The organism is Bacteroides caecicola (genome assembly GCF_023337095.1).
Classification (GTDB): Bacteria; Bacteroidota; Bacteroidia; order Bacteroidales; family Bacteroidaceae; genus Phocaeicola; species Phocaeicola gallinarum.
Genome location: NZ_JAMBLM010000021.1, coordinates 1 through 20,739, shown reverse-complemented (window position 1 = coordinate 20,739; position 20,739 = coordinate 1). Strand labels below are relative to the sequence as shown.

At 40.0% G+C, this 20,739-nt stretch carries 15 protein-coding genes and 4 pseudogenes; 6 read left to right on the top strand and 13 right to left on the bottom strand.

Annotation, left to right across the window (positions count from 1 at the left end; translation table 11 throughout):
* The first annotated feature begins 431 nt into the window (after positions 1 to 431).
* Entirely contained in the window at positions 432 to 647 is a 216-nt protein-coding gene (locus M3085_RS13375; protein WP_249053276.1) for a hypothetical protein, read from the top strand.
* A 142-nt stretch (positions 648 to 789) separates the two neighbouring features.
* On the opposite strand, the gene M3085_RS13370 is transcribed toward M3085_RS13375, so the two are convergent.
* From M3085_RS13370 to aroE, 3 genes are all read right to left on the bottom strand, one after another.
* Positions 790 to 1,359 carry a DUF2271 domain-containing protein gene (locus tag M3085_RS13370; protein ID WP_249053275.1) on the bottom strand — a complete coding sequence of 190 codons (570 nt, stop codon included), beginning with the start codon at positions 1,357 to 1,359 and terminating at the stop codon, positions 790 to 792.
* Between the two features lie 17 nt (positions 1,360 to 1,376).
* Positions 1,377 to 1,883: a PPC domain-containing DNA-binding protein gene (locus tag M3085_RS13365; protein WP_191709394.1), complete on the bottom strand. Its 507-nt coding sequence runs from the start codon at positions 1,881 to 1,883 to the stop codon at positions 1,377 to 1,379.
* A 97-nt stretch (positions 1,884 to 1,980) separates the two neighbouring features.
* On the bottom strand, positions 1,981 to 2,868 hold the full coding sequence (aroE, locus tag M3085_RS13360) for a shikimate dehydrogenase (protein ID WP_249053274.1): 888 nt from the start codon (positions 2,866 to 2,868) through the stop codon (positions 1,981 to 1,983).
* A 112-nt stretch (positions 2,869 to 2,980) separates the two neighbouring features.
* Between aroE and M3085_RS13355 the strand changes: the two genes are divergently transcribed.
* Positions 2,981 to 3,859, top strand: a complete 879-nt coding sequence (locus tag M3085_RS13355) for an AraC family transcriptional regulator (protein WP_249053273.1) — start codon at positions 2,981 to 2,983, stop codon at positions 3,857 to 3,859.
* A 147-nt stretch (positions 3,860 to 4,006) separates the two neighbouring features.
* Here M3085_RS13355 and M3085_RS13350 read toward each other — a convergent pair whose 3' ends face one another.
* Positions 4,007 to 4,915, bottom strand: a complete 909-nt coding sequence (locus M3085_RS13350; protein WP_249053272.1) for a hypothetical protein — start codon at positions 4,913 to 4,915, stop codon at positions 4,007 to 4,009.
* Positions 4,916 to 5,067: 152 nt separating this feature from the next.
* On the opposite strand from M3085_RS13350, the gene M3085_RS13345 reads away from it, so the two are divergent.
* On the top strand, positions 5,068 to 6,030 hold the full coding sequence (locus M3085_RS13345) for a transposase (RefSeq protein WP_249053271.1): 963 nt from the start codon (positions 5,068 to 5,070) through the stop codon (positions 6,028 to 6,030).
* 391 nt (positions 6,031 to 6,421) lie between these two features.
* On the opposite strand, the gene M3085_RS13340 is transcribed toward M3085_RS13345, so the two are convergent.
* The 8 genes and pseudogenes from M3085_RS13340 to M3085_RS13310 form a co-directional block, all read right to left on the bottom strand.
* Positions 6,422 to 7,273: a hypothetical protein gene (locus tag M3085_RS13340; protein ID WP_249053270.1), complete on the bottom strand. Its 852-nt coding sequence runs from the start codon at positions 7,271 to 7,273 to the stop codon at positions 6,422 to 6,424.
* Between the two features lie 9 nt (positions 7,274 to 7,282).
* Complete coding sequence (locus M3085_RS13335) at positions 7,283 to 10,933, bottom strand: ATP-binding protein (protein ID WP_249053269.1); 3,651 nt, start codon at positions 10,931 to 10,933, stop codon at positions 7,283 to 7,285.
* A complete protein-coding gene (locus M3085_RS13330; RefSeq protein ID WP_191709406.1) occupies positions 10,917 to 11,474 on the bottom strand; it encodes a condensin complex protein MksE in 558 nt (185 codons plus the stop codon). Before M3085_RS13330 ends, M3085_RS13335 begins: the two co-directional genes overlap by 17 nt.
* The gene (locus M3085_RS13325) at positions 11,464 to 12,663 is read right to left on the bottom strand and encodes a hypothetical protein (RefSeq protein ID WP_191709407.1); all 1,200 of its coding nucleotides are present in this window, start codon (positions 12,661 to 12,663) and stop codon (positions 11,464 to 11,466) included. Before M3085_RS13325 ends, M3085_RS13330 begins: the two co-directional genes overlap by 11 nt.
* A 4-nt stretch (positions 12,664 to 12,667) precedes the next feature.
* Complete coding sequence (locus M3085_RS13320; protein WP_191709408.1) at positions 12,668 to 13,912, bottom strand: ATP-binding protein; 1,245 nt, start codon at positions 13,910 to 13,912, stop codon at positions 12,668 to 12,670.
* A 487-nt stretch (positions 13,913 to 14,399) separates the two neighbouring features.
* A complete protein-coding gene (locus M3085_RS13910; RefSeq protein WP_410554768.1) occupies positions 14,400 to 14,627 on the bottom strand; it encodes a transposase in 228 nt (75 codons plus the stop codon).
* Positions 14,628 to 14,788: 161 nt separating this feature from the next.
* Positions 14,789 to 15,265 (bottom strand): annotated as a pseudogene (locus M3085_RS13905) (transposase); the annotation flags it as partial.
* A gap of 884 nt (positions 15,266 to 16,149) precedes the next feature.
* Positions 16,150 to 17,313: pseudogene (locus M3085_RS13310) on the bottom strand (IS4 family transposase).
* Positions 17,314 to 18,251: 938 nt separating this feature from the next.
* Here M3085_RS13310 and M3085_RS13305 point away from each other — a divergent pair.
* The 3 genes and pseudogenes from M3085_RS13305 to M3085_RS13295 form a co-directional block, all read left to right on the top strand.
* Positions 18,252 to 19,361: a putative phage abortive infection protein gene (locus M3085_RS13305; protein ID WP_249053268.1), complete on the top strand. Its 1,110-nt coding sequence runs from the start codon at positions 18,252 to 18,254 to the stop codon at positions 19,359 to 19,361.
* Positions 19,362 to 19,902: 541 nt separating this feature from the next.
* Positions 19,903 to 20,223 (top strand): helix-turn-helix domain-containing protein, encoded by a 321-nt coding sequence (locus M3085_RS13300; protein ID WP_117573337.1) that lies wholly within the window; start codon positions 19,903 to 19,905, stop codon positions 20,221 to 20,223.
* Positions 20,224 to 20,226: 3 nt separating this feature from the next.
* A pseudogene (locus M3085_RS13295) lies at positions 20,227 to 20,628 on the top strand (HipA N-terminal domain-containing protein); the annotation flags it as partial.
* A 19-nt stretch (positions 20,629 to 20,647) separates the two neighbouring features.
* Here the strand turns inward: M3085_RS13295 and M3085_RS13290 are convergent.
* Positions 20,648 to 20,739 (bottom strand): annotated as a pseudogene (locus tag M3085_RS13290) (IS982 family transposase); the annotation flags it as partial.

The window sequence follows — 20,739 nt, the reverse complement described above, 5'->3', positions numbered from 1 at the left end:
TTTGCTCTGCCTGCGGTTTGAGATTTGTTTTCGAGAATGTTCTTCGGCTTTTAGATCGGAAACAAACTCAAAAAGGGGCGGATAAAAATACTTAATCGGAAAATTTAAGCAGGCTCTTAGATGTAAGGCAATATTTCTGACAGAATACCGGTCAAATACGCTACCGTTAGTGTTACCCAACTCATGCGGATGCGTTGACCATTTCTATTCGGAAGGTTGGTTGGTTTAACCGCTTGCGTTTTTCAGATTTTCGGATAAGTCGTAAACTGTTGGAGATGAGTTCAGATTGGCAGGCTGTCTATGATATTTTCCATAGCGGTCTTCAGGGGGATACGCATCCATCGGTTATCATTATTACAAGTTCTTCGGTGTTGCTCAGTTGCCATTCGATTTTAAATGTTATATTTGTGACGTTCTGGCAATCGGACTAGATGGCGCCCTACCTTGGTCTGGCGGGGGGCGGCCGCAAGAAATGGAAAGACGCAAGGTTCGGTCGGGAAAATTCAAGTTGGGGCGTGACACCGGCTATCCAATCCGGACTGGCGGAAAACCACGGGCTGGCTTCCCTTTACGGGCCGGACGGACGCAAGGACACGCTTCAGCGTTTTTTTATCAGCAGTCGTCTTCCATACCTTTGTCATACTTAGATAACCGTTTGTCGACCTTCGGCTGTCGAAGTCTCCATTCCAAACGTCTTGAATATCTTTTTCCGCTTACTTGGAAATTTTTGAAGATTCATGAGGAATAGGTGAAAGCTGCACCTACTCCGGTTTCAATGATGTGTCACTTTTAGTTCTTGATGTGACAAGCTTTCAGGTCTGTAATCATGTACTCATTAGTTTGGGAAGAATGGAAGCGTTGGACTTTTACCGGTATGGAATCCTGTCCCTTACCTCCCCATTCCAGTTTTCCAGTATAGACAACCCTGTTTTCCCAATACAAAGTACCTTCGATGAAAAACCTATATGTTCCCACAGGGACACGGTTGCCATTATCATCCGTCCCGTCCCATTGGTAAGTTACCACGCCGTTCCGTGGTGTTGCGCCCGTTATGGCATCTATCTGTGTGGAAGACAGGACTTGAGGTTTTGCCTTGCTTACCCAGACAGGAACGGCATCTTTCCGGTATTCATATCCTCCTTTTGCTGTGAAAGACGTAACATACAAGGTACGTACCAACTTACCCGTTTCGTCTTCTATCCAAATGGCATATTGGCTGGAAGCAATGCCGCCACGTTGGAAGCGGAAAGAAATTTCCAACCGTTCTCCTGTGTGATTTTCTTTCGCATAAGAAGAACTGCAACCCTGTATGCCGATACAGACTAACATCAAAATGGCACTGAATAATCCTGTTCTCATGTCGTATATATATTTATTTATTCGTCTAACTGATAACAGTTCAATCCTATTTCCGGAACATAAACGCGGGTGACGGAGGTTCCGAAATCTTCTACCACAAACTCTCCGGCTCCGTTCAGCGTAGCGGCAAGCAGATGTCCTGCCAAAGCGGAATAATCGCTGCGCCCCACGGTGATATGCAGATGTAGATAGGTCTTTCCGTCCATTTGTGAGATGTTTCCTGTCAGGTTGGCTATCTCCATTTGCTCTTGGAAAGTCTTATCAACATATTGTTTGGTCTGAGGATTGAAAAAGCGAAGGATTAATTCATCTATTGCTCCTATCCCGTAAATGGTTCCCGACTTGATGCCCCGTTCTTCGCAGAAAATGTTCAGGGCTTTGACGATTTCCTCGCGATTTTGGATACTGACAATATATTTGTTGCCTGTTTGCTTATAAGTGTACATATCTTGCGGATTTTGTGCGCTTGCCGGAATGAATAACCATCCGTAAAGCAGCAAAGTGAATATAAGTTTTAATTTCATGAGAGTCCGTATTTAAATAGTTGGGATGAAAGTTAGCGACGTTGGCCTTGATGCCAATAAGGATAAGGTTTCTCTGTCTTACTGACAGCATGATTGATTATTGTTTTGATAAACCTAAGACTCGCATCAGTTCTTGCTTCATGATGCCGGCATCCACCTCCTTTCCTGTCCAATATTTTATAGCTATCATGGCTTGGTAAACAAGCATGTTCATTCCGGGAAGAATATGTTTGCATCCATTGGCTAAAGCATCTTTCAGAAAATGTGTATAAACCGGATTGGGGATGCAATCTGCCACTATCATCTGCGGCAGTAATGTGTCCACGCGGATGTTGAGACGCTGCTCCACGTTAGGATATAAGCCTACGGGAGTCGCATTGATTACGATATCTGCATCAGAAGGAATACTGAATGCCTGATTCCATGGCTGGAATGAAGCCTTTGCCGGTGTGCGGCTGTTCAGTAAATCCGCCAATGATTTTCCTCTTTCACTCACATTCACGATGATGATTTCTCTGGCTCTTGCCAGTGCCATTTCTACGGCTATTGCACGGGCTGCCCCACCTGCGCCGAAGATGACAACCTTTTTATCTGTTATGGATGTTATTTCCGAAATAGCCTTTACAAATCCTTTCCCATCCGTATTTTCACCTGTTGTCCTTCCGTCCGGACCGATTATGACCGTATTCACCGCACCGATAATCTGTGCAGACTCTCCAATCCGGTCTAAATACTTCATGACTTCCACTTTGTTGGGAATGGAGCAGTTGAATCCCCGCCATCCCATCGCCTTGGCACCTTCAATGGCTGCCTGTAGATTTTCGGGTCCTACTTCGCAATTGATATAACGACAATACAGTTGATGGTGGCGGAATGCAGCTTCCATAATAGCGACAGTAGGGTTTTCTGCCGCAGGTTTTGCAAACGACCCAAGCAATTCCGGCAAAAAGTCAGGCGAAGAAATCTTGTGTTCCTTAATGTTCATAATACCAATCTATTTCATTTGATGCTGCAAAGTTAGCAGCAAAAAAAGAAACAAGATTCCATTATATTTGCAGTATTATTCATTATATTTGCAGTAGGGTAAAAATACGAGTATGCCGATATTAGAACGTAAGATTGTACATGAAATGGCGACGGTATGCAGCCATATTTCCTATCCCCGCTTTGTACTTCCTTTACACAGGCATGTGGAGTACGAAATCATGCTATTCACTCAGGGCAGCGGGAAACAGTTTGTCGGTGAAGGCGTATCAGAATATAAAGTCGGAGATATAGCTCTTATCGGAAGTAACGTACCTCATCTTCACCTGTGCCATACTAAACTGAATCCCACCTCTGCAAGTGGCTTGGAAGATGAATGGAGTGCAGGGGAAGCCATACAGTTCAGACCGGACATTTTTCCGGAACAAATGAAAGACATTCCTGATTATCGTTTTATCTATGATTTGTTGCAGAAAAGCCAATATGGAATCCGTTTCTACGATGAAGGACTGTTCGACGCAATGTTGGAGTTGATACAGGCATTCGATTCTTCCGGATATACCTCACGTCTTATCTGCCTGTTGCGTATGTTCGAAAAACTGCATGAAAGCCGGCATTTCAAACTACTCTCCGACACTGCGTATAATCAGACGAACCATATACCAGATATGAAAGAACCTGTTAATAAGGTATATACATATCTTTATAACCATTTTAAGGAAAAAGTTTCTTTGGAGGAAATAGCAGAATTTGTCAAGCAAAACCCTTCGGCGTTGTGCAGGTATTTCAAACAACGCACGGACAAAAGTATTTTCCAATGTCTATCTGAAATACGGATTGAACATGCATGTAAATTGCTGACTTATTCAAAAATGAATATTTCACAAGTAGCCTACGAATCAGGGTACAACAGCGTCACTCATTTTATTGCCCAATTTGAGAAAATCACTAAACGTACACCGTCTGAGTATAGAATGCAGATAAAAATGTGAGAAGACTTGAATGTGTAGAATATCGGTAGATTACATAATGAATGAAAGGACCTTGCAGGTTCGGATACGCTACAGATGGAGAAAACTATAATGCTTTGATCTTTTGTAATGCGGTTTATTATAGACGGATGAACTCATTCTTCTTTTCTATTCGTTTTGGAACATCGGCCATGCCGTATGCAGTTGAATGTTGGCTTCTTTATTATAAATGATTCTTTCATGAGCACTCAATGGGGTATAAGGAGCCCATTTCCATTCAAAACGGCCTTTGACAAAGTCCGTTAGTTGCTTTCCGTATGCATTAAACACAGCCGAAAGTCCATTCTTGACAATGACAAATTCTGGCCCATTTAACAGACTAAGTACATCATCAATAGGTTCTGTGAATAGTGGTATTTGTGTATGTTCGTTTAAAAGGAAAAGGTGCCCATCTTTCTCGCACCTTACAAATTTTTTTCCTATCCGATGTATTCCTAATAATTTGTATCCGACAATCTGAGATTGTAATCTATTGAAATGTGTTTTACATTCTTTAAATGAATCGTGATAGATTGGCTCGTAGTCTGGGTATAGGTCATCTTGAGCTATAATGGCTGATTGGTCAAATTCGGGAATGGATTTGCCATAGTCTTTGACAGCTTGTTCATACCACTCTTCAAAAGTAGATTCAACAGTTTCACATTTACCTCCGTTCCAAGTATAATACTCTGTGGCATACCAAGCTTCTTCTTCTCCTAATGTACGGGCTATATCATACGTCAAGCATCGTAACCAAAAATAATTGCCTTGATGCATTACTAACTGACAATAATGAAAGAATGATTCCACTTGCCAGAAACCGCCATGTAAAGAAAATTCTATATCATAGATTGGAAGTTCGAATCTTATTTCGTTAAGAGCTTCGTCATATTGCAATTCAAAACTTTCATAGGGGCTTTGGATAAGCAATTCTTTTTTCAGACGTTCAATGGTTTTCTTAGCAAATTCGAGACAAAGTTGAATGTCGTGAGTTTGTCTAAAATCATGTTTAATAATGTGTGTGATATTTACTCCCATAATTTTGTTCGTTTATATGTTTTAATACTTCGTTAAATTTGTAACTAATCCGTTGAAAATAAGCACGCTGATTGATAAAGTTTAGCATAATAAAATAGGTCAAGTGTCTGATTTTCATTATCTTTAATGGTATCCTACCACACATTAAAGCAATGAAAGGAACAGCACTTGACCAATATGAGGAAATCGTAACCGATGCTTTGAAAAGTTATTTAGCGAAGTTACGCAAAAGTTTTAAAACAGCATTCATCCAACTCATGATTTTGTATATGGCACTGCCAAGAAAGATAAATTTCACCCAAATGGGCCGTTACTCGGACAGTTCGGAACAACGCTTCCGGCAGTTGTTTGAACGTGAGTTTGACTGGATGCAGTTCAATCTCCTTCTTATGCGGCAGCGGTTTGGTGAAAATGCTAGAAAAGCCATTGCCATAGACGCGAGCTACATTTCAAAGTCGGGAAAGAAGACTCCTTATATTGGCAAGTTCTGGTCGGGATGCGCTTCTGCTATGAAACGAGGTCTGGAAATTCTCGGTATCGGCATTGTCGACATTGACAGTCGGGACTGTATGACGCTGCGTGCGGAACAGACACCGGACAAGGCGTATCTGGAAAAGCAAGGCGAAGATTACAGCCTTGTGGACTGGTATCTTGACGTGCTCCGCAAATACAAGGACAAGTTGCTCGGCATAACACGTTATGTCGTTGCAGACGCATGGTTTTCGAAGGCAAAGTTCGTGGGTGAAGCCTGCCTGATGGGATTCCATGTCATCAGCCGCCTGCGTGATGATGCCGCCTTGTGGTATGCACATGACGGTGTCCGCACGGGCAAGCGGGGACGGCCGCGTATCAAAGGCGAGAAGATTGATTTTGAGAAACTCGACCTTCAGCGTTGTGAAGTTCTCGATATTGAAAGAGGAAAGGCTTACTCAATCAAGGCCTATTCAAAGGCAATGAAACGCAACATCAAAGTCGTGGTTCATTATCCGGAATCAGGAGGACATAAAATCTATTTCTCCACCGACCTTGACATATCGGCCAAAGACATCATCGAATACTACCGTACAAGATTCCAAATTGAGTTTTGCTTTCGGGATTCCAAGCAGTTTACCTGACTCAACGATTGTCAGGCAAGAGACTTGAGGAAACTTGACTTCGCTTTCAATGCTTCACTGGCCTCGGTAAACATCGCAAAGGTCATGCGCCAACGATACTATCCGTCGCTTTCCATCGGACTGCTAAAGGCCTATCTGAGTAATGTTTATATACTCAAAAGAATTTTTAGTAAGTCCGGTCTGAAACCGAACAGAACTTTTAATACTAAACTTATCAAAGAACTCTTTGGCTTTGTGGCGGAAGCCGCTTAGCCGATATGTTGAATTTTTAACGGACTATTAAAAAGAATGACTAGTCCTAAATAACTGCTGCAAGTTTTAGACAAAATACAGTTCAGCAAGACTATCCTTACTGAACTGTATTTTTATAACTTTCAACTCTTATCCGTCTCTACAGATCACAACATATGTAACCCTCTTGATCATAAGTTTTTCGTTCATGATGAATTAAATCTATCAACTGTTGTAATTCACACGCATCCGACTTAATGTCTTTGAAACGGTAATACTGTTCATCATATCTTTTCCGAGAACCAGACTTCAGGCGAGATTCAATATCAGTTGGGATTAAATAAGAAGAACGCTCTTTACCTAAATATTGCTGGAACTCAAATAGAAATATATTTATTCCCGCTAAATCAAAATCTCCGAAGTGAAGATAATGATTCGGGATAGTGCACAGCCATCTTCTAAGGTCGGTCGACTGAGGATACCGGGATACAAACAGCACTTTGTCTGAAAGTCCATGAGTATGAAGATACTCCTCAAAGAATCTGCGTTGCCTGCGGATCATCCTGAAATTCTCCATATTCTCGACACCAATTACTACGACATCTTCGGGAATTGTAAATTTCTTCCAATCTGAGACAAAGAGGAAACTTCCTTCTTGCGGATTTACAGGGAATGAGTCTCCACCTAAGAAACACTCAACACGTTCATAACTGTTTACAGGAAATCCCGGGCAGGAACGGACCATAACAAGTTTGGAATTTCCTGTCTCCGCAGCCATTGTGGCACGGGAATCTGAAGCATTTGCTTCGATAATACGGAAACTCTCGTCCTTGTCTATAAGAAATCTTTTCAGAGCCTCCATATCACGGGCACGATAGGATTTTCTTGAGCCACGTGGTATAACCAACAGCAGACCTTCTGCCGACAGCTCATCAAGCAACTTACTGTTCAGCCTCGACCCAGCAACCTGTTCACCGGCTAACAATGCCTGTATAGACGCACTTATTGCCATATTATCCGATTAATTTATTCGTTTCAACAATTTCTCTACTCTTGTCCTTACTCCATGCTTACTTAACAGGTATGTATAGCGGTAGTCGTATGGATTATACGATGTCGGTGAACTGTTGATAAGATAGATATTGCGTGAATTGGCAAACTGCAGAATGCCTTTTATATTGTTAGGATGCAAGCGACCTATCTCATCCATCATGCAGTGTACGATAAAATCACCACTTTTTTTGGCAGCCTTTTTCTTAAACACATTGATGAGCATGATATTAACCATTGCTTTCACAAGAATATCCGTACCATCCGATCCTACATTATTAATACGTTCAACCCAGCCGGTGTCATTGTCGTTCTCTTTCACACGGAACTGTAAACGGAAAGCGTCCCCCAAAGATACAGTCGAACGATTCGGTTCGTTCTGCAACTGATGAGACAGGCTTTTCAGATAATCTACGACCTTACGGTTCACTTCATCCCGATTATTATTTGAGAAAAGGTTCAATTCGCCGATAGAAAAAGCATTCTCTATAGCATAATCATGAATAGATATAAGCAGTTTCATGAGTTTGTCAGATGACTCATCTGCCCTGAGTTCAATACTCTTGATTACTCCTGCAAAATTCTTTTCTATAAAATCACGGTTTATATCCTGTATCACCCCATCCACATCCGACCTGCGTTTCATTAGTGAACCGATTTCCGCCGAGATACGTCCCAAGATATCTTTATAATGCTCGCTGGTACGTCTGCGGAATTCCTCGATTTTATTATTGTCCATAAAGTCCTGCAAATCCGCTGCAATCTCCAAATAGTCATTGTCTGTTACAGGCATTGTATTGAAATGGAAAGCATTTTGGGGCTTAAAGTTACGATTGAAACTGACAACTATAGATTTAAGCTTGTCTATCGATTCACGCTTCTGATTGACCGTACCTCGAAGTTGACTCAAAAGTTGCTGACAATCCAACTCGGTCTTCTTCATCTTGTCATCAGAGAGGAAAGCATCAGGCACCAGATGCTCATTTTCTACCATCTGATGATAAAGCGTCAAGCCTTCTCTCCTATGTGTCAGTTCACCACGAACCTTTTTCCGACGCTCTTCCATTTCTTTACATTTTTTCCCGATACGTGTCCGCCTGTCTTCATAACGCTGACGTATCATGGCGAGCCGCTGCTCTATAATCTTAATAGCCTTTTTGATTTCCGGCTCCTTAGCAAAAAGATTTTGCTCTGTGTCGCGATATCTAATAACAATTGAACGTTCTTTATCAATCCTTATCAACAGAGTCTTTAAATCATTTAAAGCCCTGCGATATTGCTCGAGCAGGTTCGTATCAACGCCCTTGCCTGCAAGTTCGGCTTTCTGCTGTTCATTGAGTTGTTGCTTCTGTACGGCGAATTCCTGATTACGTTCGGTCGCTACAGCATCTTGCGACTCCTTGAAAATACGCAATTCCTCATCAAGTGCTTTAGTCGCTTTATTAAACGATGAATCGAGCTCCTTAAGGTCCTTTTTATTTTTCAATTCATACTTATTGCGCGCCTCCTTCTCCGAATTCACATGCAGTACTGCCTCATTAAAGGAATGTTCACGAACGTCTTTTTCGCGGGCAATCTGCTCCTGTTCTTCCATCTCCAGCTTATGTCTACGATTTTGTAGGTTCTGCCGCTTGGCTGGCACCTGTTCTTCTTCCACCTTCAACGATGTCATTTTCTGACGAAGCGGATTGACCTGTACAGCATATTTCTTGCCAAGTTTAGCTATCTCTTCCTGAAGAGTAACAGGCAATTGCGTAAGTTGACGGTTAATCTGCCGTACCTGCTCTTCCAGGTTATTCTTCTCCAATCTATATTCATCAGGCGTACGATGCACAGAGGCAATATTATCCAGGTTTAACTTTACGCCAAACATACCATTAGCCACATTGTCCAACTGAGGGTCAAGCCCTTGAGCATATAGAATCCTCTCTTCGTCAACGACTTTGCCTATCGTGTTCTCCCAACCTTCAGCGTTTTCACAAAGCCACTTGTAAAGAGAACCGTCTAAACGAGCCAATAAATCATGAATCTTTGCGATTTGTTCACGCATTTGTGTACGATCAGCGTCAAGACGTTCCTGCTCACGCTGAGAGGCTTGTTTTATCTCCGTTTCTTTCATCTCATACTCGGCAGTAATCCGGGCAATCTGACTTTTTACCGCTGTCTGTTGGGCCGCATTCTCTTTTTCCGTAAAATTCAATTGTTGCAGTTCCTCATCTACTTGCTTTATTTCATTAGCCCGGGGATGCCAATGCCGGAGTTCCTTCAGCGCATTTTCAGTCCTGTTCTGTTCAATCAACAACATTTGCAGACGTTCGTCAGAGTCGTGTCGCCAGCTGTTGAAAGTCTCCATAACCTGATTCCTGTTTCTGGTACGTTCTTCTTCCAAGCTCTTACGCTTTATCTGAAGTTCGGTCTGTTTCTGATAATATGCTTCTTTTTGCATGTTCCCAAACGCCTGACGTGCATTTTCCAGTTTACCTCTTGCAATGTTGTACTTTTCTTCTATCGATGCATAAGCTTTCAACAAATCATCCAATAGCGTTTGTTTATCAGCAGCCTCCTGTCTGATAGCAGACTCACGACCGGCAAGAGCGAGTTTGTCATCAATACCCTCGTCAGAGAAATACTTTCTTGCCTGTGCTATTTCCTTCAATTTACCCTTTTGGGCACCAAGGTCTTGATTGAGTGCGTCTTTTTCTTTATCATATTCTGCCGTAAGTTCCTTTTCACGGTTATGTTCTTTCTCTATGTCCGCTTCAACTTCTGCGGCTTCTATCTCCAAAAGAGGTATATGCTTTTCACTATAAGCTACAGCATGATTGAGCATGTGCCATACGTCAGACAACTGCTGGTCGAGTGCTACAATTGTACGGCCCTGTTCAGCTATTTTCAATGCTTGCTGACGCACAGGGTAACTGCCATCACGTGTTTGGCGGAACCAACAGTCTATCTCGTCATACTCCCGCTCAAAATCTGTAACAAGTCGTCTGTAGGTCTGCAAATCAATCGGCAAATCCTCATCAGTCATGGATTGTATAATCGTATTCTTTACAAAGTCCGCATCAAGTTTGGTATTCAGAAAGACATTCTGAATGCTTCGTGGAATATTCTGATAATGCGAGCTCTGCACCAATGCATAACGCGCATATTTATGGTCATGAGTGTTGCCGAAGATTATATCCTTGAACATCACACCGGACTCGATTCTTGCAGAAACAGCTACGTCTTTGTCTATACGTTCGCGAATCTTCACCCAGTCACTCAATACCTGCTTGTCATCGTCTATTAGCCATTCACGCTGATAAGGTGCATCAATAAACCGCCATGAAGCGCGTCCCTGATATCTGCCGACAAGTATCGTATATGCGCCATTGTCTCGAATCACTTCATAAAGTATATAAGAGTTTGACTGGCGAAAATAAAATTCATCAAACGATTTCTGCCCCTGTTGAATACCCAAATGCTGTTTATCCGCATTGTAGAAAAAAAGCAGAGCCCTCAATACCGTACTTTTACCGACACCCTGAGTCCCTGTGAAATGTACATTCCCGTCTACAGATATCTCTGCATACGGAATATTGGCACTATTGATAAAAATAATCTTATTCAGGTATTTCATCTTCATTTGCAATTTGAATTATTTCAACCAATTCTTCGGCATAGCGGAATGCCGAAGTAACCTTAAAAGTCTCATCAAGTTCGCTGATACACTCCGCAAAGCCCATGTTCTGCATTTCCTGAAGCAGCTTGTTTACTATTTCAACATTAGACCCCACACCGTATTTCTTGAACAAACGGTTTGCCTTTTCCTTCAGTTCGATATCCAGACTGATCTGTTCTACCAAATGACTTTTGCGAAACTGATATCCTGCAGCAAATGACTGATTATAGCATTTCAGAAAATCCAGATAGTCAAGCCATTTTGAAAAGCTGTCCAATTTCTGCTCTATCGTCTGTTTACCCTCTCCTATTCTTGAAAAATAGAAGTAACCATTACCAGATTCCAGTTGCAGACCTATTTCCTTGAAGTATTCTGTATAATCTTCCAAATTCTCCTCGATATCCTCATACAGATGACGGACAGAGGTATCTGCACTGTCTACCGAAAGAAACTCTCCCCGGCTTAACCGCTCGTATATTCTTTGAGTATTATTTCGCATAAATTATAGGATATTCAATGTCTTGATAAATTGCATATTCGCCTGTTATCCGGCATTCATCAGGATGCAAGATAACCAGCTGACAGAAGAGGGTAGCATGTTCTTCTATGCTACGTTTTACTTTATAGTCATACATCAGAATGAATTCAAACAGATTATAACTTGATGCTAAAAATGCATTCCAGACTTCGGCAGAATCCACCTCCTTCAGTTGCCGGATATGTTCTTGCAAGTCTTCCTCTGCCAGAGGCCCGGCTTCCGTTCTGGCTGTTTTCTGTATTCCATTCCGTTCGGCAATTCGTCTCAGCAACTTTACTACCTGATCGTTTTCCCTTAGCATTTCTAAAGACAGGCGAATCTTATTGTATTGGCGGGATTCCATCCAAAGAGGATTTCTTTCTTCCAGAACTTTTACAAGGTTCGTGTCAGTCTTGATAAGCAACTGATCTTGCAGGTACTTCAACTTCCGTATCTTTTTGTAAAGTTGATTTTGCAGGTCTATCTGATTGATATAGGAAATAATCTGTCTGTCAATTTCCATTAGCGCATGATAGGCTTCTACAAAATCATGTTTCACATCGCTACAGGTCTTTGCCATGTGCGGATCATTGGCCATGATGAAAAAGGCGTGTTCATTATCCATCAGTTTTTCACACTCACGTATCATGGCACGAATGCTATGGCTCTTCTCATCCAGATTCTCCAGTTTCTTCTTTTTGATGACATAATTGGGTTCCTGCTTATAGGCATTGTCCATATTACGCTTCAAATCCACCACATTCTTCAGGGTCCTGAATCCGGTCTTCTTTAAAAGTTGCCGCACACTATCCTGATATCCGGCTTTGCGGTTGGGATTCGTCTCTTGCAAGAAATAACCGATATTCTCTTTCAGAGTATTGATGCATTCCTGTACGCTTAATACGCTAATTTCCTCATTGACATTCAGCACTTCCTCAAAGAAGTTCAGATAGTCGCTCTCAATCTCAACCGCATTTCCGGATTCCACCAGCACACCATAATCAACCAGTTTTCTCAATCTTTGTTCATTTCCTCCGACAAGGTCAATGGCAAGCCCCGACGGAAACTTCATAAGCTTCCGCTTCTCAAACATCTCGCTTAGCAATCTTTGCTCACGTGAGAGCGTTTTCGTCAGTTCTTCTATACTTCTGAAATGCGTCAGGACATCCATATATTCAAAACTCTGTGATTGGCACTACATCTATCCTATAACCATCTTTCTCAATTGTGCGCTTATCATTATAAGTCACAATAACAAGATTATCACACTTTAATTCTCCGGCACATTCAACAATGCTGTCCATTTCCCGCTTCTCCGTTTTAGGACTGCTCATATCATAACATACCTGGACAAGGCGTAATATGCGTGGTCCTTCACGAAGGACAAAATCAACTTCTTTATCATTCCGTGAACGATAATAAAACATGGTCTTTTCAACATCATAGCCCCGGCGTATAAGTTCTATGAAAACTTGATTTTCAAGCAGTCGCCCTAAATTGTCACTCAAGGAAAATGCCTTTGATGCCACAAAACCGTTGTCAACGACATATACTTTCCTTGGGGCTTTTTTCATCAGCTTAAGCTTATTGTTGTAGCGTGACAAATAATAGAAAAGGTATGGTTCATGGAGATAATCCATATATTTTTTAGTCGTATTGACACTGGAGAAGTCAAGTTCCGATGTCAATTCATTAGCACTAACAGGATTACAGAAGTTCGAGACAAGATACATGGCCAAGTTATTCAGATCTGTCACATTCCGGACATTATGACGCTTAGCCACATCTTTCCATATAATGGAATCAAACAACGTGTCAAGATAATTGCGTGTCAATTGGCGTGAAGCGACTACTTCCGGATAACCGCCATTCCTCAAATAGTCATCTGTCAGCACAAGAGATTCTGTTTTGTGTTCCGGTTTCAGTATATGCAGATCAAGCTTGTTCCAATCGAAAAACTCTTCAAGACTGAAAGGCAACATCTCTACCTGAAGATACTTGCCTGTCAATACTGTAGCCATTTCACTGCTGAGCATTCTGGCATTACTGCCTGTTATTACAAGATTCTTTCCCATCCTATATAATTCACTGACCCACAGATCCCAAGCTTCAAGGTTCTGGACCTCGTCCAACAGGATATATTCATACCCAGGATAGACATCATCCAGCATCCGCATGACCAGATTCGCATCCCAAGTTTCCAGCAATTGATAATTATCGAAGTTCAGATATGCGAAATTCTTGTCTCGCAGCATCAATAATGCCTGAGTAGATTTGCCCACCCGTCGAGGACCTGTTATCAACTTGATCAGATGGTTGCTCAATAACAAATCTGTATCTTGGATGCTCTTACGTATCAAATACGGACGAGACATCAGTTCATCACGTTCTTTGCGCTGATTTAGAATGATTGTTTTCATCTCCTATATTATTATTCAAGTGCAATATTACTATTTTTTATTCAAACAGCAATGCATATTGCATAAAATGTATGCTATTTTATGCAATACAAAATCATCATTGAGTAAAAATCAAATCATTGAGACCAAGAACTGCCATACTTATTGAAAGAATTACCTTCTCGTGATATTAATAGTCCGTTAAAAATTCAACATATCGGCTAAGCGGCTTCCGCCACAAAGCCAAAGAGTTCTTTGATAAGTTTAGTATTAAAAGTTCTGTTCGGTTTCAGACCGGACTTACTAAAAATTCTTTTGAGTATATAAACATTACTCAGATAGGCTTTTAGCAGTCCTATGGAAAGCGAGGGATAGTATCGTTTCCGCATGACCTTTGCGATGTTTATCGGGGCCAGTGAAGCATTGAACCCAAATCGGTCATTAGAGATTTTCACATGCAAAATGCAAGTGAAAAATCTGCCTGCAGCTTGATTTAACTGTGCATTGCTTAATTCTTGCCATAACTACGGCACATTTTGCGCAAAAAGAAAGCTGAATTTTCTAATGACCGATTTGGGTTGAAAGCGAAGTTGAGTTTCCTCAAGTCTCTTGCCTGACAATCGTTGAGTCCGGTAAACTGTTTGGAATCCCGAAAGCAAAACTCAATTTGGAATCTTGTACGGTAGTATTCGATGATGTCTTTGGCCGATATGTCAAGGTCGGTGGAGAAATAGATTTTTGTCCTCCTGATTCCGGATAATGAACCACGACTTTGATGTTGCGTTTCATTGCCTTTGAATAGGCCTTGACTGAGTAAGCCTTTCCTCTTTCAATATCGAGAACTTCACAACGCTGAAGGTCGAGTTTCTCAAAATCAATCTTCTCGCCTTTGATACGCGGCCGTCCCCGCTTGCCCGTGCGGACACCATCATGTGCATACCACAAGGCGGCATCATCACGCAGGCGGCTGATGACATGGAATCCCATCAGGCAGGCTTCACCCACGAACTTTGCCTTTGAGAACCATGCGTCTGCAACGACATAACGTGTTATGCGAAGCAGCTTATCCTTGTATTTGCGGAGCACGTCAAGATACCAGTCCACAAGGCTGTAATCTTCGCCTTGCTTTTCCAGATACGCCTTGTCCGGTGTCTGTTCCGCACGCAGCGTCATACAGTCTCGACTGTCAATGTCGACAATGCCGATACCGAGAATTTCCAGACCTCGTTTCATAGCAGAAGCGCATCCCGACCGGAACTTGCCAATATAAAGAGTCTTCTTTCCCGACTTTGAAATGTAGCTCGCGTCTATGGCAATGGCTTTTCTAGCACTTTCACCAAACCGCTGCCGCATAAGGAAGAGATTGAACTGCATCCAGTCAAACTCACGTTCAAACAACTGCCGGAAGCGTTGTTCCGAACTGTCCGAGTAACGGCCCATTTGGGTTTAAATCACTTCTAGGAATACATGGATTGGTTTTTCAATAATGTTTCTGTTACATCTCAGTGTGAAGTAACTTGGTTTTCTGATGAAGATAAAAATAGAATCAATAGATTAGTTTTGGATTACTGGGGTTTGAAGGATAGGATGAAGATTACGAAATTAGAAGAAATAACCCAAACTTGAAAACTTTTAGTATATGTTTGGGACCGTCACCTATAATAAACATATTGACTAGTGGATTACCGGGTAATGTTACTCGCCCAATCTATCTTGAATATAATAGCAGAAAAAGATAACTTAACCAGATATGGGCTAATCCTGAGAATAATTATCATATGCTTCAAAACAATGTATCCATTATAGAGGCATTGTTGGCTATTATTTTACAGACATGTAATGGAACACATGCATAGTGCTGTATCTTTCTATAAATCTGTAGAACGGAACTCTGTGGTATGGAGAACGAATGCGCAGTCAAAATCGGGGAAATGGTATTTGATATTAAGCAACAAAGCTCTCTCTTTTCTGTAGTAATCAATTTTAGAGACTTTCAAACCTAGTATTAGCTGGGACTAAAGTTTCTTTGGGCTATTTTACCACAGTTGGGAGGAGATATAATAATCGTGTTGATTAATGATGTATAGTTCTGATGCAAGTTAGCTGTTTCCTTCTCATTATTACAAAAAAAAAATTCAAATCGCAATTTTCCCATAAATAAACGAAATTTCGATGTTGCTCTATTTGGGATTTTTGTGCTATATAAAAAATGCAATTATATAAATCGTTACACTACTGTCCACTAAAAATGGACAAGGTTAAAAATTAAATAAATTCGGTTCACATGAATCATATCGGTCTTTGACATTTTTGAAATTCGATTTATCAAAAAAGTCACAGAGATGTGTTTTGTCGGTCAGAGAGATTCCGAGAATTTGGAGAACTTCATAGACGCTGCGTTCTAATTTCATATCGTGCTGGACTATTGCTACCAAACAGTAAGTAATTATCGCACAACAGATTTGTATGCGTACTGCGTTTTCCTATGTTCCCCAAAACTTCTTAATCCTGAGGTGTTGTTTTATCCATTTGAAGAACAGTTCAACACTCCATCTGTTTCGATAAAGCGATGATATTAACTCCGCAGATGCGTCAAGATTATTCGTTAGGAAGATGTATCGTGTACCGTCTTCAGGATTCTCAACGATGAGTTTTCTAAGTTCTTCGGGATAATCCTTAGAACTTTTATAAACCGTAAAGCATCCTATTACATCCGAAACTACACCTTCCGGCAATCTTCGTTTCCAGGTTTTAGGCTTGATCCGTACATTTGTTTTGGCTCGTACAACGAAGAAAGCACCTATACGATTTATCGTATTAAGGTTACTGAAATCGTTATACCCTCGGTCGAATATGTAATGTGCTCCTGATTCGTATGGAATCTCAGGCATAGCCTTTGAATCGTGAATATTGGCAGGTGTAATATGCACAAAAGCAGGTACTTCCGTTTCAACATCGTAGAGCGTATGCAACTTTATTCCGCCTTTGTGTTTGCGAAATTTAGCCCATTCAAACACCGACAGACACAAATCAACCGTTGTAGAGTCAAATGCGTAAACATGACCGTCAAGTTCGAATATCTTATTGATTCTACGCTTGCGGGCCTCGGCAATCATGAATGTTGCATACTCCTCGAAAATACGGTAATCACGTTGCTCATTAGCCTTACTGAGATTGCTTCGTGTTACAGATTTCCCGATTCCGAGATGGTAGAGTTTCCCAGCGTGTGCTTCCATAGCCACAACCAGATCCCGGAGGCTCTCCCGATTGGAAATCTGACCGAACATCATCGTAAGTAGTTGATTCCAACAGGTATAACTCTTGATATATTTGTCGCCTTCATACTTCTTTACGAGATAGTTGAAGTGATTGCGATCAAGAAATCGGGTTAATTGAGCAAAAATGAACTTGTCTTTATGCATAACGGTCTGATTAATACTTTTATAGTAAATTCAAATCCGTTGACTCCCAAAGCACTTATAACAAATTGAATTCCAATAATTGCAAAGAACTTCTATGATTTTTTAGTGGACACTAATGAAGAGCCGCTTCTTTTTCACTTTCCCGGACACTTTTTTCCGTTTTGCTTCACGTTTGCGAGATGCGTCACGTTCGCACTCTCTGCAGCAGTATTTACTTGACATCTTGGATGCAATAAACTCTTCTCCACGTGTTAAACATTTCTTTAAAATCTTCATATTTTTGGCATGTTAAAATCGTCCATTTCCTTTGCAGCAATTTTCAGGTATTTGCAGGAATTTTCACGAGGTGTCCAACATGTCAATGGGCGCACATTTGTCACTTTTGCAATTTTTGCATGAGGTGCCATATATGTCATTTTTCCATTGCCATTTGGTCGCAAAATTTAGGGACAGGAACGATATTTGAGCCAAATTTATCCTTAAAAACTGGTTATAACAAGTTTCAAATGGAAAGTGTTAAAATGAAAAAAGCCACCAAACGGTGGCTTTCAAATAGTTAGCAATATATTGTAATATTGTTGATAATCAGCTATTTGCCGATGCAGTATATGTACATCGTTGATTATCAATAGTATAGCGCTCTAAAAGGTACAACCAGTAGGTTGGCAAGTATCTGAGAATGTGTAAGTTAGTGATTTTTAGCACCATTCTCGGCTTGTACCTCCATTTTGGAAAGTAAAAGTAAGTGTAATTTCTTGAATGTCAAAATGTGCGGTACAAAAACTTATGAAAAATGCCGTTTTTTGGTGGAAAAAGGTACAAAAATACGGCAGATTCAAGTTAATAGAGATATTATTCGTGTAAGCTAAAAAAGAGCTTTCAAGATATATTTTATAATTGTAATTCCTATATTTGTAAAACACTAAAATAAGCAAACAATGAAGTGTCAAAAGAAAATTTTATTAATCAGCTCAGTCCTCATTACATTGATAGGACTTTTTATTTTTATTTGGTTTTGTGTTAGAGGATTTTTTTATGAACAGTTTATTATACCAACAGGTATAATTTCATTGGAAAAATCCTCACAATTTGGTGACTTTATAGGAGGGTGCTGTGGAGCCTTATTTGCATTAGTTGGAGTTCTTTTGTTATTTGAGACTTTAAGATTACAAAGAACAGAAATATCTGAAAGCCGATACGTTTTTAAATTACAGCAGTTTGATAATATGTTTTTTAACCTACTCACACTATATAATTCTATAATTTCTTCAATGCAAGGTAAATCCTTTTTTACACAAAAGCAACAATCTATATACCAGAATTTCAATCAAGATGGGGGGCGTAAAATTGCTAAAAATGCTTATCTAAGTTTTTATGCAGAAAATGAGCCAAATATTGCTCAATATTTTAGAGTCTTATATCAAATTTTTAGTTTGATTTCACATAGTAAACTTAATGAAGAAGATAAGGTTAGATATGCAAAAATAGCACGAGCACAGTTATCTAAAGATGAAATATTTTTTCTATATTATAATGCTAATACTATATATGGTAATAAATTCCGTAGATATATTAATGAATTTAATATCACTAAACATTTATCTATCCTTGATAAACTTGAATTTAAAAAATACTGCGTTTCACTTACTAATATAGAAAATCATTTATTACATGTCGCTTTTTTTGAAATAAGAAAAGGCATAAAAGAATGTATTAAGCAAAATAAAGAATGGTATAAAACATTTTTGCAAGGAGCTATTGCAATAAAATGTAATAAAATTGATTCCTTTAACATAAAATTTATTGTCATAAGAACATTGAAAGAAATACCTGATGATGTTCAACAAGGATTAGGCTTTAATGAATTTACACCGGAACAGTTATCTTCTTTATTTTATGATTTTTTAGTCGATGTTTTTTTATATTCAAATTTTTTCCTTTTGAATGATAAAAATACAATCATTACATCAAGAATGACGCGAGAAGCTACAAAAATAACGATTACATACGAAGTAAAGAACGCAAAAACAAATATACGAATTGTATAAATTGGCATTAATAAATTTATCATAGTTATTACACCTCTTTTAATTGTTGCCATTGATTTTTGATGGGAAAGGTACAAAAATGGCTTTGAAACCGATGGTGGACATTATGATTATTTTGCGAAGTACTCAGTCTTCAACCAATAGGCATAAATCGAGTCCTCGAACGAGATTTCACCATCCATAAGAGCCTTGAGGTAGTTCAGTTGCTGTGAGGTTAGCGTTTCGGTGATTATACAAACAACAGACTTATGTGACAGCGGTCGCTATTTTTTAAGATTGCCTTAGCAGTAATATTTTGAACAGAAAAGGAAGTGTTATTTCTTTTTCTGTTCAAATTATTGCTGTCTTTCTATAAACAATATATTGTTTATTATCTGTAAAATATCAGCCTTATGAATAATATAATAGCATTTAATATCTCAACGCCCAATAATGTAGCCAAAGCAGATTTTAAGAGAAATGAATTCAAAAATTATCTCTGTAATACATCATAAAATAAAGTAAAACTGCTATATTTGCATATTATATGATATGTTGAGAAATGACAAAAAGTACAATGGGTACCAAGTTGCCAAGAAAATTGGAGCAGAAGATGCAGATAGTAGGTGAGCAGATCAGGCTGGCCAGACTACGCAGAAATCTCAGTATTGCCCAAGTCGCCGAACGTGCCACCTGTTCACCTCTGACGGTTTCACGCATAGAGAAAGGTGTACCAACGGTGGCAATAGGCATTTATCTTAGGGTGCTTTATGCGCTTCAGTTAGATGATGATATTCTGTTGCTTGCAAAAGAAGATGCAATGGGAAAGGCCTTGCAGGATTTGAATCTTAAGAAACGAGAAAGAGCATCCAAAAAAGAATAAGCGATGAAAAAACTTTATGTATTAGCTGATTTCGATTGGCTGAAAGAACCAAGGCTCGTTGGAGAGTTAAGTTACGAATCACTTCGTGGCTCTGACAGCTATGGATTTTGTTATAGTAATGAGTGGTTAAAGGATTATGGTAGTTTGTTTCTTAGTGATGATTTGAATAACTATCCAGAGCTGCAATATACAGCTCCAGGCAAGGATATTTTCGGATGTTTTTCTGATGCCCTTCCAGACAGGTGGGGGCGTACATTGATAAATCGTCGGGAACAGATTCTAGCAAAGGAAGAGAAACGTCCGGTGCGTCGGCTTTCTTCATTCGACTATCTTATCGGGATTGAGGACTTTTCTCGCATGGGGGCTTTTCGATTCAAGGAATCAATGAATGGAGAGTATATCAATACGTGAGTTCGGGATAAGCTTAAAACAAAGCCAATTGCTTTGTATGTTCAATAGTATACCCCTGCAACGCTTCGGGTTTATTGTCATAAAAACAATATGCCGCCAACGCCA

Bases quoted from the DNA above. Each gene is read 5' to 3' on its own strand.
- M3085_RS13375 (WP_249053276.1), top strand. From the start codon at position 432: ATGGCGCCCTACCTTGGTCTGGCGGGGGGCGGCCGCAAGAAATGGAAA.
- M3085_RS13370 (WP_249053275.1), bottom strand. From the start codon at position 1,359: ATGAGAACAGGATTATTCAGTGCCATTTTGATGTTAGTCTGTATCGGC.
- M3085_RS13365 (WP_191709394.1), bottom strand. From the start codon at position 1,883: ATGAAATTAAAACTTATATTCACTTTGCTGCTTTACGGATGGTTATTC.
- aroE (WP_249053274.1), bottom strand. From the start codon at position 2,868: ATGAACATTAAGGAACACAAGATTTCTTCGCCTGACTTTTTGCCGGAA.
- M3085_RS13355 (WP_249053273.1), top strand. From the start codon at position 2,981: ATGCCGATATTAGAACGTAAGATTGTACATGAAATGGCGACGGTATGC.
- M3085_RS13350 (WP_249053272.1), bottom strand. From the start codon at position 4,915: ATGGGAGTAAATATCACACACATTATTAAACATGATTTTAGACAAACT.
- M3085_RS13345 (WP_249053271.1), top strand. From the start codon at position 5,068: ATGAAAGGAACAGCACTTGACCAATATGAGGAAATCGTAACCGATGCT.
- M3085_RS13340 (WP_249053270.1), bottom strand. From the start codon at position 7,273: ATGGCAATAAGTGCGTCTATACAGGCATTGTTAGCCGGTGAACAGGTT.
- M3085_RS13335 (WP_249053269.1), bottom strand. From the start codon at position 10,933: ATGAAATACCTGAATAAGATTATTTTTATCAATAGTGCCAATATTCCG.
- M3085_RS13330 (WP_191709406.1), bottom strand. From the start codon at position 11,474: ATGCGAAATAATACTCAAAGAATATACGAGCGGTTAAGCCGGGGAGAG.
- M3085_RS13325 (WP_191709407.1), bottom strand. From the start codon at position 12,663: ATGGATGTCCTGACGCATTTCAGAAGTATAGAAGAACTGACGAAAACG.
- M3085_RS13320 (WP_191709408.1), bottom strand. From the start codon at position 13,912: ATGAAAACAATCATTCTAAATCAGCGCAAAGAACGTGATGAACTGATG.
- M3085_RS13305 (WP_249053268.1), top strand. From the start codon at position 18,252: ATGAAGTGTCAAAAGAAAATTTTATTAATCAGCTCAGTCCTCATTACA.
- M3085_RS13300 (WP_117573337.1), top strand. From the start codon at position 19,903: ATGACAAAAAGTACAATGGGTACCAAGTTGCCAAGAAAATTGGAGCAG.